The organism is Halocalculus aciditolerans (assembly GCF_014647475.1).
GTDB classification, from domain to species: domain Archaea; phylum Halobacteriota; class Halobacteria; order Halobacteriales; family Halobacteriaceae; genus Halocalculus; species Halocalculus aciditolerans.
Window position 1 is genome coordinate 77913 of sequence record NZ_BMPG01000002.1, and the last position, 15368, is coordinate 93280.

A 15368-nucleotide genomic window follows, 5' to 3' on the forward strand; every position below is an offset into this window, starting at 1 on the left:
CCTTGCTGAGTGTGGCGAGGCCGACTGTTTCGCCGTCCACGGTTCGGCGCGCACGTCTCATCGGGGCGGCTGCCTCGACCGCACTCACCGATTCTCGGCGTGGAGGATGAGTTCGCACTTGTGGATGAACGCCGCGAGGTCGCGTGCGGCATCCCGTTCGAGCGAGAACAACACGCCCTCGGACGGGTTCTCGTGGATGATGGCGAAGACGCCGTCCTCGTAGAGTTCTATCGAGGCGTTGAACTCGCCGAACGGGCTGTCGGGTCGTCGGAGCGCGGTCTTCCCGCGAGCACCCTCGACGATCTCGCCGGTACGCTCTTCGGCGTGCTCTCGCGGTAAATCCGCGCGCCGGTAGATGATCTCCCAATCGTCTTCGGTGAACGAGACGGCGGTCCGAAAGTAATCCCCGGCTTGTCGCTTGACGAACGCGACGAGGCGCTTGTACGGTTGGACCGACATAGCCGATACCTCTTCGACCGCCCGGATAACTCCCGCGTTCTCCTCCTCAGAGGAGGCGTCGAGATGGGCACGACTGCGTTCGCGCGAAGGACGTTCGCCCTCCCGGAACGTGACGAGGTCGACGGTCTCGTCGTCGGGTTCTCTCAGGCGGGCGTCGGTGGCTTCGACGACCGCGATATAGTTGGCGGCGTCGTTCCGCGTCGGTTTTCCGCGGGACTGATTCCCCGGTGGAGTGCCGGGGTTTCCGCCGTCAGAACGTTCTTGCGGAGGCGGCTCGAAGCAGGAGGTATGAACACGCTGTTCGCCGCGTTCGGTGGGTTCGGGTTCGAGTCGTTGAACGCGACGCTCGCCAGCCACCCGCTCTTTCTCGCGGGGCTCTTCGTCGCGCTCGTCGTCGCCGTCTGGCTCGGGCGGCGCGGCGACGACGACCCGGACGTCCCCTCGCGCGAGGAACTCCTCGACCTCGCCGAGCGCTACGAGGACTGACTACGCTCCGGGTTCGACGCGGTCGAGGGCGAGGACGACGCCGGCTCCGGCGACGACGAGGCCGCCCGCGAGGGCGAACGTCGTGAAGTACGCGTAGGTGGCGGCGAGCCAGCCGCCGAGGAGGCCGCCGACGCCGCCGGCGACCGAGGAGAGCGCGGTGTAGAGGCCGAGCGCCGCGCCCCGGTTCTCGCGGTTCGCGTACCGGGCGACGAGTGAGTTCGCGGTGACGGCGATGACGGCCCAGGAGACGCCGACGAGCGCGAAGGTGACGCCGACGACGAGGAGGCCGGTCGGCGACGCGCGGAGGCCGTAGCCGGCGGCGGCGACGACGGGGAAGACGAGGCCGCGGAGGCCGAGCGCGCTCGACTGGAGGACGCGGAGGTCGTAGCGGTCGGCGAGTTCGCCGGCGGCGACGTAACAGACCGCGGAGGCGAGGCTGGAGACGACGTAGAGCGCGAAGACGGCGTCGTCGCCGAAGCCGGCGGTCGTGAGGAAGTCGGGGAGCGGCGCGCTGAAGACGGAGAACCCGACGAAGAAGACGGTGACGGCGGCGAAGTACGCGGCGAGCGGGCGGCTGACGCCCGTGAGGAGCGCGCGCGGGTCGCTGGAGCGGACGATGGAGACGACGCGACCGGGGAGGAGCGGGGAGAAGACCGCGCGGACGGCGCGCCGGGAGGGCCGCCGGCGGAGGCGGCTGTCGTCCGCCCCTTCGGCGCGCGGGAGCGTTCGCGCCGCGACGAGCGTGCTGACGGCGACGACGACGGTGGCGACGCCGAGGAGCGAGCGCTGGACGGCGAGCGAGGAGAGGCGGCCGGCGAGCGCGCTCGTCCAGACCGCGCCGAGCACGAGGCCGCCCGCCCACCCGTAGCCCTGGTACTTGTTCAGGCGGGCGAGGCGGGCGTTCCACCGGCGTTCGGGGACGTCGGCGAGCGCGAGCGTCGTGAGGACGGGCGTGACGCCGGCGACGGCGAACCAGAGCGCGGCGTCGACGAGGACGACGGCCGGAACAGTGTGTAAGAAGGGGAGGGCGGCGAGCGCGGCGGCGACGCCGAGGAAGCCGGCGAGAACGAGGCGGCGGTGGTTGCCGAGGCGGTCGACGACGGGGCCGACGACGACGGCGCTCGGGGCCATCGCGATGGACGTGGCGAACCAGAGGACGCCGAGCGCGAACGCGTCGCCGCCGAGCTGGACGACGTAGAGGGGGACGAGGAGGGAGGCGACGCCGATGGCGACGTTCGCGCCGGCCCACGCGTAGAGCCACGCGTCGGCGGGCGCGTCCGTGGCGGTCGCTCCGGGGGGTGAGTCGCTCACGGCACAGTGGTCCGCCCGGCGGCCTGAAAAGCCCACCGGGTGGCGTTCCCGGAACCACAGGCGCTTTCCTCTCGCCACGCGAACTCCCGGTCATGTCTGATTCGGCGGAAATCTCCCGGACGCAGGCGTGGGTGATGGCGGCGCGCCCGCACACGCTCCCCGCGGCGTCGTCGCCGGTGCTCGTCGGCGTCGGGCTGGCGCTCGGCCTCGGCGTCTTCGAGCCCCTGCCGGCGGTCGCGGCGCTCGTCGGCGCGCTCCTCATCCAGGTCGGCACGAACTTCGCGAACGACTACTACGACGCGGAGAAGGGCGCGGACACCGAGGAGCGCGAGGGGTTCACGCGCGTCACGCAGGCCGGACTCATCCCCGCGCAGACCGTGAAACGCGCGATGTACGCGACCTTCCTCGCGTCGGTCGTCGTCGGCCTCTACCTCGTCGCCGTCGGCGGCGTTCCCATCCTCGTCATCGGCGTGCTGAGCATTCTCTCCGGTATCGCGTACACGGGCGGGCCGTACCCGCTCGGCTACCACGGCCTCGGCGACGTCTTCGTCTTCGTCTTCTTCGGGGTCGTCGCCGTCGTCGGGACCGTCTACGTGCAGGCTGCGGCCGCGGCGGCCGGCGTCTTCCCCGTCGCGCCGCCCGCGGGGACGCTCCCGACCGCGGCGTTCGCCGCGAGCGTCGCTGTCGGCACGCTCAACACCGCCATTCTCGTCGTGAACAACCTCCGCGACGTCGACACGGACCGGAAAGCGGGGAAGAACACGCTCGCCGTGCGGTTCGGCCGCACCGGCGCGCGCGCCGAGTACGTCCTCCTGCTCGTCGTCGCTTACCTCGTGCCCGTCTACTTCTTCGTCTCCCGCGCGGGGTGGGACGCCGCCGTCCTCCTCCCGCTCTTGACGCTCCCGCTCGCCGCGACGGTGACGCGGACCGTCCTCCGGTACGACGACGGCGAGCACCTCGACCCCGCGCTCTCGACGACGGGGAAACTCCTCTTCGCGTTCGCGGCGCTCTTCGCGGTCGGACTCGCGCTATGAGCGTCGAGGCGTTCGCGCTCCCGCTCGCTACCCCGCTCGAAACCGCCGCCGGCCGCATCGAGGAGCGCGAGGGATTTCTCTTCGCGGCGCGCGGCGGGACGGGCGAGGCGACGCCGCTCCCCGGCTGGACGGAGTCACTGGCCGCCTGCGAGCGCGCGCTCCGCGACGCCGACGAGAAAGAACGCTGGTCGGCGGCGCTCGCCGCCTGCGAGGGTGCGCCGGCGGCCCGGCACGCCGTCAGTCAGGCGTGCCTCGACGCGCGAGCGCGGGCCGCCGACCGGCCGCTCTACCGGGAGCTCGGCGGCGAGCGCGAGTGCGAGCGCGTCCCGGTGAACGCGACCGTCGGCGACGCGGACGTCGAAGGGACGCTGAGCGCCGTCGAGACAGCGGTCCACGCCGGCTTCGAGACAGTGAAAGTGAAAGTCGGCGCGCGGGCCGTGGCGGCGGACGCCGACCGGCTGGACGCAGTCCGGAGCGCGTATCCGCGCCTCGAACTGCGCGCGGACGCGAACGCCGCGTGGGACGAAGCGGAAGCGCGCGCGTTCCTCGACGCGACGAGCGGACTGGACCTCGCGTACGTCGAACAGCCCGTTCCGGGCGTCGACGCGCTCGCCCGACTCACGAGTGTGGGGCCCGTGGCGGCGGACGAATCCGTCGTCGACGCCGGCGTCGACGCCTGCCTCGACGCGGGCGTGGCGGCGGTCGTGCTGAAGCCGATGGCGCTCGGCGGGCTCGACCGCGCGCGGGACGCCGCGTTCGCCGCGCTCGACGCGGGCGTGACGCCCGTCGTGTCGAACACCGTCGACGCCGCGTACGCGCGTTCCGGCGCGGTGCATCTCGCAGCGAGCCTCCCGGACCCCGCGCCCGCCGGCCTCGCGACGGGCGGCCGGTTCGCGCGCGACCTCGTCCCCGACGCGACACCTGTCAGGAACGGATACATAGCCGTCCCGAGGGGAAACGGACATGCCATCGGGGGTTCTGCGGGCGAGTGATGCGAGACTGGCTCTCCCACCGCGTCCGGTCCTCCCCCGGAGCGCTCGCGCTCGTCGCCGCCCCGACCGGCCGGGAGTGGACGTACGCCGAACTCGACGCCGCCGTCGACCGCACCGCCGGGCAGCTCGCCGCGCTCGGCGTCACCGCCGACGACCACGTCGGCGTCCTGATGGAGACGCGGCCGGCGTTCGTCCGCCTCGTCTTCGCCTGCCAGCGCCTCGGCGCGACGCTCGTCCCGCTGAACGCGCGGCTCGCGCCGTCGGAGCTGATGGCGCAGCGCGCGACCGCAGACCTCATCGCGCTCGTCTGCGAGGCGGAGACTGAGCCGGACGCCCTCACGACCGCCGAAACCGTGCCCGTCGTCTCCGTCGACAAACCCCAGTCCCCGCAGGTCGCGTGGCTCCCCGACGAACCCGTCGAGGACGTCACGCTCGCCGAGTGGGACACCGACGACACGATGGCGCTCATGTTCACGTCCGGGACGACCGGAACCCCGAAGGCCGTTCGCCTGACGCCCGGGAACTTCTACGCCGCCGCCACCGCCTCCGCGTTCCGCCTCGGCCTCGACGAGGCCGACGCCTGGCTCGACCCGCTCTCGATGTACCACATGGGCGGGCTCTCCGTCCCGCTCCGCGCGACGCTCTACGGGACGACGACCGTCCTGACGAACGGCTTCGAGGCCGAACGCGTGTTCGAGGCGCTCCACGAGTACGAGCCGACGGGCGTGAGCCTCGTCCCGACGATGCTCCGCCGCCTCCTCCAGCAGGGCGACCTCCCCGACTCCCTCCGCTTTGCGCTCGTCGGCGGCGCGCCGACCCCGCGCGGCCTCGCCGCCGACGCCGTCGACCGCGGCGTCCCCATCCACGTCAGCTACGGGATGACGGAGGCGACGAGTCAGATAACGACCGCGACGCCCCCCGAAGTCGACGAGGACAACGGGACCGTCGGCCGCCCGCTCTTCGGCGTCGACGTCACCATCGTGGACGACGACGGCGACCCCGTCGCGGACGGCGAATCCGGACGCATCGTCGTCGACGGCCCGACCGTCACCCCGGGATACTACGAGAACCCGGAGGCGAACGCGGACGCCTTCACCGACTACGGCTTCGTCACCGGCGACGTCGGCTACTTCGAGGACGGCCGGCTCTCCGTGCTCAACCGGCGCTCCGACCGCATCGTCTCCGGCGGCGAGAACGTCGAACCCGGCGAGGTCGTCTCGGTCCTCCGCCGCCACGACGGCGTCGCCGACGCCGCCGTCGTCGGTATCGCCGACCCCGAGTGGGGCGAACGCGTCGCCGCGCTCGTCGTCCCCGCCGAAGGCCGCGAGCCGACGCGCGAGGAACTGCGCGCGCACTGCGACGCGAACCTCGCCGGCTTCAAACGCCCGCGCACCATCGCGTTCGCGGACAGCGTTCCTCGCACTGCGTCCGGAACCGTCGACCGCACCGCCGTCCGGGAATCGCTCGCGCGCGCCGCCGACCTATAAGTCACCGCCGACGGTACGAGCGGTCGTGTGCACGCTCGCCGTCGCCTGGAACGTCTTCGCTGAAACACCCGTGGCCGTCGCCGCGAACCGCGACGAAGCCCTCGGCCGCCCCTCGACGCCGCCCCGGCTCCGCGAGTGGGGCGACCGCCGCGTGCTCGCCCCCCGCGACGAGGAAGCCGGCGGCACGTGGATGGGCGTCAACGACGCCGGCGTCTTCGTCGGCATCACGAACCGCTGGGTCGACCTCGACGGGGAGCGCTCCCGCGGCCTCCTCGTCCGCGACTGCCTCGAAGCCGCGAGCGCCGCCGACGCCCGCGACCGCGTCGAAACCGCCCTCGAAACCCACTCGTACGCCGGCTTCAACCTCGTGCTCGCCGACGCCGCCGACGCCTACCTCGTCGAGTGGGACGGCAACCTCGCCGTCACGACGCTCGACCCCGGCGTCCACGTCGTCGTGAACGACCCCGTCGACCAGGCGGAGAAGGCCGACTTCGTCGAGGCCGAACTCGCCGGCGCGGCGGACGCAGACGACTTCTTCGACCGCGCGCGCCGCGTGCTCACCGACCACGACCACGACGTCTGCGTCCACGGCGACGACTACGGCACGCGCTCCTCCGCCCTCGTCGCCGTCCACGACGCCGGCGGCGGCGCGGACTGGTGGTTCGCCGACGGCCCCCCGGGCGAGACGCCCTACGAGCGCATAGACAATCAGGTTTAAACGCCGCGCGGACCCAGTCAGGAACATGAGCACGGCAGACGAAGACCTCACAGAGGTCGAAGAGCGCGCTATCGCGCTCATCCGCGAGGAGGGCGGCATCTACCAGAGCGAGTTCTGGAAAGCCCTCGACGTCGACTCACGGAAGGGGAGTCGCGTCGCGAAGAAACTCGAAGACAAAGGCCTCGTGGCCCGCGAAGACGCCGTCTACGAAGGCAACACCACGTACTTCATCGAGCCCATCATCGACCCCGCCGACGTCGACTTCTCCCTCCTCGTCGCCGACGAGATGCTCTCCCCGTTCGTCGGCGAGGAGGAAGTCGACCCGCAGGGCGACGCCTTCAGCCAGTGGATTCTCAACCTCGCGTACGAGGAGTAGGTGGTTCGGAGCGCGCCGATGGCGCGCGAGAACCACCAGATACGAGCGCGAGTGTAACGACCCGCGAGTGGGCGGGTCGGACGAGCTGGCCGGTGTAGCCCGTTATTCTGCGGTGTGCTGGGAAGACGTTTAGTCGGCGGTGGCGTACGGGAGGCATGGCTCTGGTGGATTCGCTCGGGGTGTGGCTGGCGGGGATGCCGGCGTGGATGGCGGTGGGGACGCTGGTCGGCGGGTCGTTTCTCGCGGCAGTAGTGGTGAACGAGGTCGGGTTACAGGCGGTCCGGTTCTTGACGCGGCGGACGCGGACGGACCTCGACGACCGCTTGCTCCGCGAGCTCCGCGTTCCCGTTCCGGTTACGGTCGCCGTCGCGGGCGCGTACGTCGCGCCGTCCGTCGTCGCGCTCGACGCCGGGGTGGGGTTGTCGCTGCAGGCGGCGGCGTTCACGGTCGCCGTGCTCGTCTGGGCGCGCACCGTCGCGCGCGCCGGGGGCGCGCTCCTCGTGCTGTACGACGAGCGCACGGAGTCGAACGCGGATTTCGCGCCCATCTTCGCGAACCTCTGGCAGTTCGCGGTCATCCTCGCGGCGATACTCCTCGTCCTCTGGGCGTGGCAGGTCGAAATCACGCCGTTCCTCGCGTCCGCCGGCATCGCCGGTATCGCCATCGGCTTTGCGGCGAAGGACACCGTCGCGAACTTCTTCGGCTCCATCGCGCTCTACGTCGACAACACCTACAAGGTCGGCGACTACGTCGTTCTCGACACCGGCGTCGCCGGCACGGTTCTTGATATCTCCATTCGCTCCACGCGCTTGCTCACGCGGGATAACGTCGTCGTCACCGTTCCGAACTCGGTGTTGAACTCCGCGCAGATCATCAACAACTCCGCGCCCGTGACGAAGACGCGCATCAAGGTGCCCGTCGGCGTCGCCTACGGGAGCGACCTCGACGTCGTCGAAGCCTGTCTGCTCGACGCCGCCGCGGCCGAAGACCACGTCGCGCGCTCGCCGGAGCCCCGCGTCCGGCTCCGGGGGTTCGGCGACTCCGGTCTCGACTACGAACTCCTCGCGTGGGTCCGCCACCCGCTCCACGACGCGAAAGCCACGCACGCGCTCAACCGCGCGATCCACGACCGCTTCGTCGACGCCGCCGTCGAGATTCCCTTCCCCCAGCGCGACCTCCACGTGCGGACCAGCGACCTCGCGGGCGGTATCGACGCCGCGGACGTGAGCGCGGACGCCGCCGAGGGCCGCGACTCCCGGATGGCCTGAACGCGCGACCCGAAGCGGTCGAGAACCAGAACATCGGGAACAGACCGCCGATACCGCCGGAGAATACGTCCAGCCGCTCAGGCGAGGAGGCTGCCGGCGCGGATGGCGGTCTCCTCGTCGAGGCTGGGGGCGACGAGCTGGAGGCCGACGGGGAGGCCGTCGGCGTCGCCGGCGGGGACGCTGATGGCGGGGAGGTTCGCGAGGTTCGCGGGGACGGTGTTCGCGTCCGCGAGATACATCGTGAGGGGGTCGTCGAGGCTCTCGCCGAGCTTCGGCGGGAGAATCGGCATCGTGGGGGAGGCGACGAGGTCAACGTCTTCGAAGGTCTCGTCGAAGTCCTGTTGGACCCACGCGCGGGCTTCCTGGGCCTGCTTGTAGTATTTGTCGTGGTAGCCGGCGGAGAGCGCGTACGTCCCGAGGAGGATGCGGCGTTTGACCTCGGGGCCGAAGTTCTCCTCGCGAGTTTCGGCGAAGGACTCGTTCCAGTTACCCTCGTAGCCGCCGGATTCGCCGTATCGCACGCCGTCGAAGCGCGCGAGGTTCGAGGACGCCTCCGACATCGCGATGACGTAGTAGGCGGCGACGCCGTACTCAACCGAGGGGAGGCTGACTTCCTTGACCTCCGCGCCGGCGTCCCGGTATTCGTCGAGCGCGTCCTCGAACACCGATTTCACTTCCTCCTCGGCGTCCTCGACGAGCTCGGTGGGGACGCCGATGGTGAGGCCGTCGACGTCGCCGTCCGCCGCCGCGGCGTAGTCCGATTCAGCGCCGGCGTCGAGGGTCGTGCCGTCGTTCTCGTCCGGGCCCGCGATGACGTCGAGGAGGCCGGCAGCGTCCTCGACCGTGTTCGCTAGGGGTCCGATCTGTTCGAGGCTGTTCGCGTACGCGACGAGGCCGTAGCGGGAGACGAGTCCGTAGGTCGGCTTGATGCCGACGACGCCGCAGAAGGCGGCGGGCGCGCGAATAGACCCCCCAGTATCGCTGCCGAGCGCGAGGTCGGCGTCGCCGGCCGCGACCGCCGCCGCGCTCCCACCAGAGGAGCCGCCGGGAACGCGCTCCGGGTCGACGGGGTTCTCCGTCGCGCCGAACGCGGAGGTCTCCGTGGTCGTTCCCATCCCGAACTCGTCCATGTTCGCCTTCCCGACGATGTCCGCGCCCGCGTCACGCAGGCGCTCGACCACGGTGGCGTCGTAGGGCGGGACGTACGCTTCGAGCATCGCGGACCCGCAGGTCGTCGGGACGCCCTCGGTGCTGATGTTGTCCTTCACGGCGACCGTCTTTCCGGCGAGCGGGCCGTCGTCGTCGCCCTCGATGGTCGCCTCGGTGATGAACGCGTTGTGCTCCGACATCTACGACACCTTCGGCCCCTTGAAGAAGCCGTCTTCGGTCTCGGGGGCGTTCTCCAGCGCTTCCTCGCGGTCGAGGGACTCCTCGACCTCGTCCGGGCGCATGACGTTCACGAGGTCGGGTTCCGCCTCCACCTCGGGGACGTCGTCCAGCGCGTCGAAGTACGCGAGCACGTCACCGAACTGCTCGGTGAACTCGTCCACCTCCTCGTCGTCCAGTCCGACACGCGCCAACTCGGCGACGTGACGGACGTCTCCTGCGTCGACGTCGGATTCGCTCATACGCGAAGTGAACGGGGATTCGTCGGTAAGCGTTTCGATACCCGGGAAGTCCGCCGAACGCCGCCTCGACCGTGGCAACCGCTCACACCATCGGTCATAAGCCTTTTCATACTCCGGTCCGACTATTACGTGTATTGGTCGCCGGGACAACCACAGAATCGGTCCCACCCTTTCACTATGAGTGACTCACGCATCCGGAGCCAGGACGAGCGGACGCGAGACGAGTCGGAAGACGAACGAGAATCAGCCGGTGAGGACCTCGTCTGCCCCGAGTGCGGCGGGAACCTCGCCGTCGACGAAGAGCGGGGAGAAACCGTCTGCACCGAGTGCGGCCTCGTCGTCGAAGAGAACGAAATCGACCGCGGCCCCGAGTGGCGCGCCTTCGACTCCGCCGAGAAAGACAAGAAGAGCAGAGTGGGAGCGCCGACGACGAACATGATGCACGACAAGGGCCTCTCCACCAACATCGGCTGGCAGGACAAGGACGCCTACGGGAACTCCCTCTCCAGCCGCCAGCGCCAGAAGATGCAGCGCCTCCGCACGTGGAACGAGCGCTTCCGCACCCGCGACAGCAAGGAGCGCAACCTCAAGCAGGCGCTCGGCGAAATCGAGCGGATGGCGTCCGCGCTCGGCCTCCCGAAGAACGTTCGAGAGACCGCGTCCGTCATCTACCGCCGCGCGCTCGACGAGGATCTCCTCCCCGGCCGCAGCATCGAGGGCGTTGCCACGTCGGCGCTCTACGCCGCCGCGCGGCAGGCGAACACGCCGCGCTCGCTCGACGAAGTCGCGAACGTCTCCCGCGTCGAGAAAGACGAAATCGCCCGCACCTACCGCTACGTCGTCCGCGAACTCGGCCTCGAAGTCGCGCCCGCCGACCCCGCGAGCTACGTCCCGCGCTTCTGCAGCGAACTCGAACTCACCGAGGAAGTACAGCGACAGGCGCGCAGCCTCCTCGAATCCGCGAAACAGGCCGGCGTCACGAGCGGGAAGAGCCCTGTCGGCCTCGCCGCCGCCGCCGTCTACGCCGCCAGCCTCCTCACCAATCAGAAAGTCACGCAGCGCGAAGTCTCCGACGTCGCCAACATCAGCGAAGTCACCATCCGCAACCGCTACCACGAGCTCTTAGAGGCCGAGGGCTCCATCCCGATGGAAGCGTAAATACGGCTCCTGGCCCTCCGGTCCGGTATGGAGACGACGCGGCATTTTACGGCGACAGTCTACATCGTCAACGATAGCGCCACCGCCCTCCACCACCACGAGAAGCTCGGGATTCGCGTGCCGCCCGGAGGGCACGTCGACCGCGACGAACTCCCCCACGAAGCGGGCCTGCGCGAGGTGCGCGAAGAAACCGGCCTCGATCCGACGCTCGTCGACGACACCGACCCCGTCGGCGCGCCGAACGGCGAGACGCTCCCGCGGCCGCGCCACCAGCTCCTCTACGACATCGACGTCGTCGACGGCCGCCCCGCCCACCAGCACATCGACCACGTCTACTACGCGCGCGTCGACTCCCGCGACGTCTCACCGGCTGCTGGCGAAGCGAGCGCTGACGCCTGGGACTGGTACACTCCAGAAGACCTCCGCGAGAGCGACCTCGACGCCGACACCCGCGCTATCGCCCTCGACGCCATCGAGGCCTGCGAAAACTGATTAGCCGATTCGACTCTCGACGTACTTCGTGACGTGGTCGTCCATTCGTCGCTTGAAGCCGGCCTGCCGGGCGAGGCGGTCGAGTTCGCGGGCGACGAGGCTGCCGTACTGGACGGCGACCTTGTCGCGGTCGGCGACCCGGTCGGGGAGCCACCGTCGGGCGGCCCGTCGGAGGGCGACTTTGCGTTCGTCGCCGTCGACGAGGAGTGAATCGGGCAGTTCGAGCGCGGCTCGGACGACTTCGTCGTGAAGGAGCGGAATCTCGGGGGTGACGCCGGCGGCGCGGAGCGCGCGGATATCGCGGTCGAGCTGGTCGGGGAGCGTGTGGAGGACTTCGCGCCGCGCGCCGCGGACGGTGTCGGCGTCGACGCGCGGGTCGTCCGGGGCTTTCGCGACTTTGGCGTAACCGCCGAAGAGCTCGTCCGCGCCCTGGCCGAGCGCGAGGCGGTCGAAGCCCTCTCTCTGAATGCGTTCGGCGACGAGGTAGATGGGGAGGGCGATCTGAACGCTCATCGCGTCCGTCCGCCCGATGGCGCGCGCGACGACGGGGACCGCTCGCTCGACGTCCTCGACGGCGAGTTCGTGCACGGTGAGGTCGTCCGCTCGCCCCATCGCGGCGGCCGACTCGCGCGCGGCGTCGACGTCCCGACCGCCCTCGAAGCCGACGACGTGCAGCGGCGCGTCGCAGAACCGCGCGACGACCGCCGAATCCACGCCGCCGGAGAACGCCACGGCGAGGTCGTCGGCAGTCGAACCGACCGCGCCACAGGCGGATTCGACGGCGTCGGCGACGGCGTCGACGGCCGCGGCGTCGTCCACGATGGGCTCAGGTTCGGGAAGCGTCCACGCGCGCTCGTGGTCGGTCGGCGTGCCGACGTGGCCGGCGGGGAACGGTTCGGGGTCGGCGAGCGCGTCGGCGTCGAACGCCCAGTCGTCGCCGTCGACGTAGAGCGGGACGCGACCGAGAACGTCGCGGACGAGACGCCCATCGGAAACTCTGCCGGCGTAGCCAGTGGTCCCCGGAAGCGCGTCGTGCTCGCGGAGGGCGCGCTCGACCGCCTCGCCGGACGCGCCGCGGAGGTCGGTCATCAGAAGAGGTCGTCGAGTCGGCCTCTGACGCGGCGTTTCGCGCCGCCCGCGGCCTGCCGGAAGCTGATGCGCCACGGCGTTCGCTTCCCGACGACGCTCGTTCGGCCGTCGCGGATGGCGTCGAGGATACCCTGGACGCTCCGGTCGTCGGTGTCGACTTCGGTGACGGCTTGGCCGACCATCTCGGCGATGTGGGCGTCGGAGCCGGCGGTGACGGGGAGGCCGCGGTCGCGGGCGAAGCGCTCGGCCTGCCGGTTCGCGCGGCCGGTGAGGAGTCGGGAGTTGTAGATCTCGATGGCGTCGGCGGACGCGAGCTGGTCGCGGCCGACGTTCCGGGCGACGCCGCTCCGGGACTCCTGGAAGGGATGGGGGACGACGGCGATGCCGCCGGCGTCGCGGACGTGGTCGAGCGTCTCCGTGAACGGCCGGCCGGAGGGGACGGCCTTTTCGACGCCGATGGCGAGGACGTGCCCGGCGGCGCAGGTCACCTCCATCCCCGGAATGCCGACGAGGCCGTAGTCGTCGGCCATCGCGGCGGCCTCCTCGCTCGCGTCGAACTCGTCGTGGTCGGTGACACAGAGCGCGTCCAGACCGACGGCTGCGGCCTGCTCCAGCAGCATCTCCACCGGGTCGCGGCCGTCGTGAGAGAGCGCGGAGTGCGCGTGTAACTCGACCGATAGCACGCGTCAGCGTAGTCGACCGGACGGCAAAAATCGTCCGGTTCCCCGGCCTGAACGCCTACTTCTAAGGAACCGCCGGCGAAAGAGTCGGCTATGTCCGATTTCGCGGACCGACTGCGCGTGCTCGAACCCGTCGCGGGCGGCTGGGTATCCGTCGGCCACCCGGTCGTCGCGGAACTCCTCGCCGAACAGGAGTTCGACTTCCTCGTGCTCGACGGCGAGCACAGCGAGAACAGCATCGAGTCGCTCGCCGCGATGGTGCGCGCCGTCGACGCCGCCGACGGCGACACGGAGGCGCTCGTCCGCGTCCCCGCCGCCGACCCCATCGCCGTGAAGCGCGTGCTCGACCTCGGCCCCGCCGGCGTCATCGTCCCCGCCGTCGACACCCCCGAGGAGGCCGCGGCGATGGTGGACGCCGCCGCCTACCCGCCCGAGGGCGTGCGCGGCGTCGCCGGCACTCGTCCCTCCGGCTACGGCGCGTCCCTGGACGAATACTACACTCGGGCGAACGCCGACACGCTCGTCATCGTCCAGATAGAGACGGCGTCCGCCGTCGAGTGCGTCCACGACATCGCCGCCGTCGAAGGACTGGACGGCCTCTTCATCGGCCCCGCCGACCTCTCCGCGCAGCTCGGCGTCTTCGGCGAGTTCGACTCCGAGACCTTCCGCGACGCCACCGACCGCATCGCCGACGCGGCGAACGACGCCGACAAACCCCTCGGGACGCTCGCGACGAGCCGGGAGACCGTCGAGTCCCGCTGGGAGTGGGGCGTCGACTTCCTCGCCGTCGGCACGGATACGAACTACCTCGCGGACGCCGCAGCCGACTACCTCGACGCCTACGAGGACGCCCGCACCTGACTCGTCGGCGGAAAGACCAATACCGCGGCCGCCACAACCCGCGTGTATGATGTGGAGTCACGACGCCGAACGGAGGGAGGCGTAGTGGCGGCGCTCTCGCTCGTGTTGCTCTCGCTCCTTCAGGCGCTCTTGCTCGCGGGAGCGACCGTGCTGATGACGGTGGCCGCGTGGGGGTACGCCGGCACGCCGTGGGGCCGCGTGCTCGAACCGCTCCCGGTCGCCATCGCCTTCTTCGCGGTGACGACCGGCCTCACCGCAATCAGGTTCGACACCTACGTCTCGCTCCCGTGGGTGCCGGTCCTCTGGGCGGTCCCGGTCGTCTGCGCCGCGCTCGCCGCGTACCGGTTCGTCCACGCGACGATGCGGGGTGAAGTGCTGTGAACGCGGTCGAACTGGCGTTCGCCGCGCTGTTCGCCCTCGAAACGCTCGTGCTCGTCGTAGCGACGGCGGCTATCGCGGGCGTGCTCGTCCGTGAGGGATGGGCGGTCGTGTACGCGCGCGGCGTTCGACTCCTCCTCGCGACGCTCGTCTTCCTCGCCGCCGGCGCGGTGCTGGACGCGGCGGTGCGAGCGGGCGTGCTCGGTCTCGCGGCGAAGTACGCGGCCTACGTCTCGTTCACGGTGGCGAGCGCGACGGTGTTCGGCGCGTCGTGGTGTTTCGCCCGCGACTTCATCGTCTTCGGGGAGCGCGAACCGCCGGTCGTGGACGTCGACGAAGAGGACATCGGGGGGTTCGAGGATGCCTGAGCGACCCGCGCGCGTGGACGGCGGCCGGTCGGTCGACGCCCTCGACGCGGGGACGCAGGCGCTCTTCTACCGGAGCGGTGCGCAGGTGTCGTTCGACTTCCTCCCGGACGCGGCGTTCGAGAACCTCCTCGTCGTCTCGACGACCGCGCTCCCGAGTCGCATCGAGCGCGCCGTCGACGAGTGCGGCGCGGACCCCGCTCGGGTCGGCGTCGTCCCCGTCACGGGGTCGACGGTCGCCTACGACGGTCCGCTCTGGGTGGCGAAGCGCACCGCGCCGAGCGACCTGACGGGCGTCAGCATCCGGCTCTCGGAGGCGCTCCGGCACGTCCGCCCGGGCCGCGGCTGGGTGGTGTTCGACAACGTGACGACGCTCTTCATGTACGCGCAGACGGACCGCGTCATCCGCTTCCTCGAGACCGTGGTCGAGGCGGTGCGCGAACGCGGCGGTCGCGGCGTCTACGTCGCCCTCCCCGGTGCGCTCGCCCCGGAGAGCCGCGAGCGCCTGGAGGACATCGTCGACGTCGCCCTCACCGAGTAGTCACAAAGGTGCACATGGAAACGCATTAATCCGGGGGAAGGCACA

The 15368-nt window shown here is 70.7% G+C and carries 19 protein-coding genes; 13 read left to right on the forward strand and 6 right to left on the reverse strand.

The window, feature by feature from the left end; translation table 11 throughout:
• Positions 1 to 84 precede the first annotated feature (84 nt).
• Entirely contained in the window at positions 85 to 459 is a 375-nt protein-coding gene (locus tag IEY26_RS06955) for a DUF7522 family protein (RefSeq protein WP_188977305.1), read from the reverse strand.
• A 288-nt stretch (positions 460 to 747) separates the two neighbouring features.
• Between IEY26_RS06955 and IEY26_RS06960 the strand changes: the two genes are divergently transcribed.
• Positions 748 to 945 carry a hypothetical protein gene (locus IEY26_RS06960; RefSeq protein WP_188977307.1) on the forward strand — a complete coding sequence of 66 codons (198 nt, stop codon included), beginning with the start codon at positions 748 to 750 and terminating at the stop codon, positions 943 to 945.
• On the opposite strand, the gene IEY26_RS06965 is transcribed toward IEY26_RS06960, so the two are convergent.
• Positions 946 to 2256, reverse strand: coding sequence for an MFS transporter (locus tag IEY26_RS06965; RefSeq protein ID WP_188977309.1), 1311 nt, complete (start codon positions 2254 to 2256; stop codon positions 946 to 948). It lies immediately after the preceding gene.
• A gap of 92 nt (positions 2257 to 2348) precedes the next feature.
• On the opposite strand from IEY26_RS06965, the gene IEY26_RS06970 reads away from it, so the two are divergent.
• The 6 genes from IEY26_RS06970 to IEY26_RS06995 all read left to right on the forward strand — a co-directional run bounded on the left by IEY26_RS06970 (position 2349) and on the right by IEY26_RS06995 (position 8131).
• Complete coding sequence (locus IEY26_RS06970; protein ID WP_188977311.1) at positions 2349 to 3290, forward strand: 1,4-dihydroxy-2-naphthoate polyprenyltransferase; 942 nt, start codon at positions 2349 to 2351, stop codon at positions 3288 to 3290.
• A complete protein-coding gene (locus IEY26_RS06975; RefSeq protein WP_188977313.1) occupies positions 3287 to 4282 on the forward strand; it encodes a mandelate racemase/muconate lactonizing enzyme family protein in 996 nt (331 codons plus the stop codon). The genes IEY26_RS06970 and IEY26_RS06975 overlap by 4 nt, the downstream gene beginning before the upstream one ends.
• A complete protein-coding gene (menE, locus tag IEY26_RS06980; RefSeq protein WP_188977315.1) occupies positions 4282 to 5769 on the forward strand; it encodes an o-succinylbenzoate--CoA ligase in 1488 nt (495 codons plus the stop codon). Before IEY26_RS06975 ends, menE begins: the two co-directional genes overlap by 1 nt.
• A 25-nt stretch (positions 5770 to 5794) precedes the next feature.
• A complete protein-coding gene (locus tag IEY26_RS06985; protein ID WP_188977317.1) occupies positions 5795 to 6487 on the forward strand; it encodes an NRDE family protein in 693 nt (230 codons plus the stop codon).
• 25 nt (positions 6488 to 6512) lie between these two features.
• Complete coding sequence (locus IEY26_RS06990; RefSeq protein WP_188977319.1) at positions 6513 to 6863, forward strand: helix-turn-helix transcriptional regulator; 351 nt, start codon at positions 6513 to 6515, stop codon at positions 6861 to 6863.
• Positions 6864 to 7027: 164 nt separating this feature from the next.
• Complete coding sequence (locus tag IEY26_RS06995) at positions 7028 to 8131, forward strand: mechanosensitive ion channel family protein (RefSeq protein ID WP_188977321.1); 1104 nt, start codon at positions 7028 to 7030, stop codon at positions 8129 to 8131.
• A 77-nt stretch (positions 8132 to 8208) separates the two neighbouring features.
• On the opposite strand, the gene gatA is transcribed toward IEY26_RS06995, so the two are convergent.
• Positions 8209 to 9480 (reverse strand): Asp-tRNA(Asn)/Glu-tRNA(Gln) amidotransferase subunit GatA, encoded by a 1272-nt coding sequence (gatA, locus tag IEY26_RS07000; RefSeq protein WP_188977323.1) that lies wholly within the window; start codon positions 9478 to 9480, stop codon positions 8209 to 8211.
• A complete protein-coding gene (gatC, locus tag IEY26_RS07005; protein ID WP_188977325.1) occupies positions 9481 to 9759 on the reverse strand; it encodes an Asp-tRNA(Asn)/Glu-tRNA(Gln) amidotransferase subunit GatC in 279 nt (92 codons plus the stop codon).
• Between the two features lie 177 nt (positions 9760 to 9936).
• On the opposite strand from gatC, the gene IEY26_RS07010 reads away from it, so the two are divergent.
• Together IEY26_RS07010 and IEY26_RS07015 are read left to right on the forward strand one after the other, a co-directional pair.
• Positions 9937 to 10917 carry a transcription initiation factor IIB gene (locus IEY26_RS07010; RefSeq protein ID WP_188977327.1) on the forward strand — a complete coding sequence of 327 codons (981 nt, stop codon included), beginning with the start codon at positions 9937 to 9939 and terminating at the stop codon, positions 10915 to 10917.
• Positions 10918 to 10944: 27 nt separating this feature from the next.
• Positions 10945 to 11409 (forward strand): NUDIX hydrolase, encoded by a 465-nt coding sequence (locus tag IEY26_RS07015; RefSeq protein WP_188977329.1) that lies wholly within the window; start codon positions 10945 to 10947, stop codon positions 11407 to 11409.
• Here IEY26_RS07015 and IEY26_RS07020 read toward each other — a convergent pair whose 3' ends face one another.
• Together IEY26_RS07020 and IEY26_RS07025 are read right to left on the reverse strand one after the other, a co-directional pair.
• Positions 11410 to 12498, reverse strand: coding sequence for an asparagine synthase C-terminal domain-containing protein (locus IEY26_RS07020; protein WP_188977331.1), 1089 nt, complete (start codon positions 12496 to 12498; stop codon positions 11410 to 11412).
• Positions 12498 to 13181 carry a PHP domain-containing protein gene (locus tag IEY26_RS07025; RefSeq protein WP_188977333.1) on the reverse strand — a complete coding sequence of 228 codons (684 nt, stop codon included), beginning with the start codon at positions 13179 to 13181 and terminating at the stop codon, positions 12498 to 12500. Before IEY26_RS07025 ends, IEY26_RS07020 begins: the two co-directional genes overlap by 1 nt.
• 90 nt (positions 13182 to 13271) lie before the next feature.
• Here IEY26_RS07025 and IEY26_RS07030 point away from each other — a divergent pair, with 90 nt between their 5' ends.
• From IEY26_RS07030 to IEY26_RS07045, 4 genes are all read left to right on the forward strand, one after another.
• Positions 13272 to 14039, forward strand: a complete 768-nt coding sequence (locus tag IEY26_RS07030; RefSeq protein ID WP_188977335.1) for an HpcH/HpaI aldolase family protein — start codon at positions 13272 to 13274, stop codon at positions 14037 to 14039.
• 84 nt (positions 14040 to 14123) lie between these two features.
• Positions 14124 to 14420 (forward strand): hypothetical protein, encoded by a 297-nt coding sequence (locus IEY26_RS07035; RefSeq protein WP_188977337.1) that lies wholly within the window; start codon positions 14124 to 14126, stop codon positions 14418 to 14420.
• Positions 14417 to 14785: a hypothetical protein gene (locus tag IEY26_RS07040; protein ID WP_188977340.1), complete on the forward strand. Its 369-nt coding sequence runs from the start codon at positions 14417 to 14419 to the stop codon at positions 14783 to 14785. Before IEY26_RS07035 ends, IEY26_RS07040 begins: the two co-directional genes overlap by 4 nt.
• The gene (locus IEY26_RS07045) at positions 14778 to 15323 is read left to right on the forward strand and encodes a DUF7504 family protein (protein WP_188977342.1); all 546 of its coding nucleotides are present in this window, start codon (positions 14778 to 14780) and stop codon (positions 15321 to 15323) included. Before IEY26_RS07040 ends, IEY26_RS07045 begins: the two co-directional genes overlap by 8 nt.
• The last annotated feature ends 45 nt before the right edge of the window (positions 15324 to 15368 follow it).

Coding starts and splice junctions, on each gene's coding strand:
- IEY26_RS06955 (WP_188977305.1), bottom strand. CDS start 459: ATGTCGGTCCAACCGTACAAGCGCCTCGTCGCGTTCGTCAAGCGACAA.
- IEY26_RS06960 (WP_188977307.1), top strand. CDS start 748: ATGAACACGCTGTTCGCCGCGTTCGGTGGGTTCGGGTTCGAGTCGTTG.
- IEY26_RS06970 (WP_188977311.1), top strand. CDS start 2,349: ATGTCTGATTCGGCGGAAATCTCCCGGACGCAGGCGTGGGTGATGGCG.
- IEY26_RS06975 (WP_188977313.1), top strand. CDS start 3,287: ATGAGCGTCGAGGCGTTCGCGCTCCCGCTCGCTACCCCGCTCGAAACC.
- menE (WP_188977315.1), top strand. CDS start 4,282: ATGCGAGACTGGCTCTCCCACCGCGTCCGGTCCTCCCCCGGAGCGCTC.
- IEY26_RS06990 (WP_188977319.1), top strand. CDS start 6,513: ATGAGCACGGCAGACGAAGACCTCACAGAGGTCGAAGAGCGCGCTATC.
- gatA (WP_188977323.1), bottom strand. CDS start 9,480: ATGTCGGAGCACAACGCGTTCATCACCGAGGCGACCATCGAGGGCGAC.
- gatC (WP_188977325.1), bottom strand. CDS start 9,759: ATGAGCGAATCCGACGTCGACGCAGGAGACGTCCGTCACGTCGCCGAG.
- IEY26_RS07010 (WP_188977327.1), top strand. CDS start 9,937: ATGAGTGACTCACGCATCCGGAGCCAGGACGAGCGGACGCGAGACGAG.
- IEY26_RS07015 (WP_188977329.1), top strand. CDS start 10,945: ATGGAGACGACGCGGCATTTTACGGCGACAGTCTACATCGTCAACGAT.
- IEY26_RS07020 (WP_188977331.1), bottom strand. CDS start 12,498: ATGACCGACCTCCGCGGCGCGTCCGGCGAGGCGGTCGAGCGCGCCCTC.
- IEY26_RS07030 (WP_188977335.1), top strand. CDS start 13,272: ATGTCCGATTTCGCGGACCGACTGCGCGTGCTCGAACCCGTCGCGGGC.
- IEY26_RS07045 (WP_188977342.1), top strand. CDS start 14,778: ATGCCTGAGCGACCCGCGCGCGTGGACGGCGGCCGGTCGGTCGACGCC.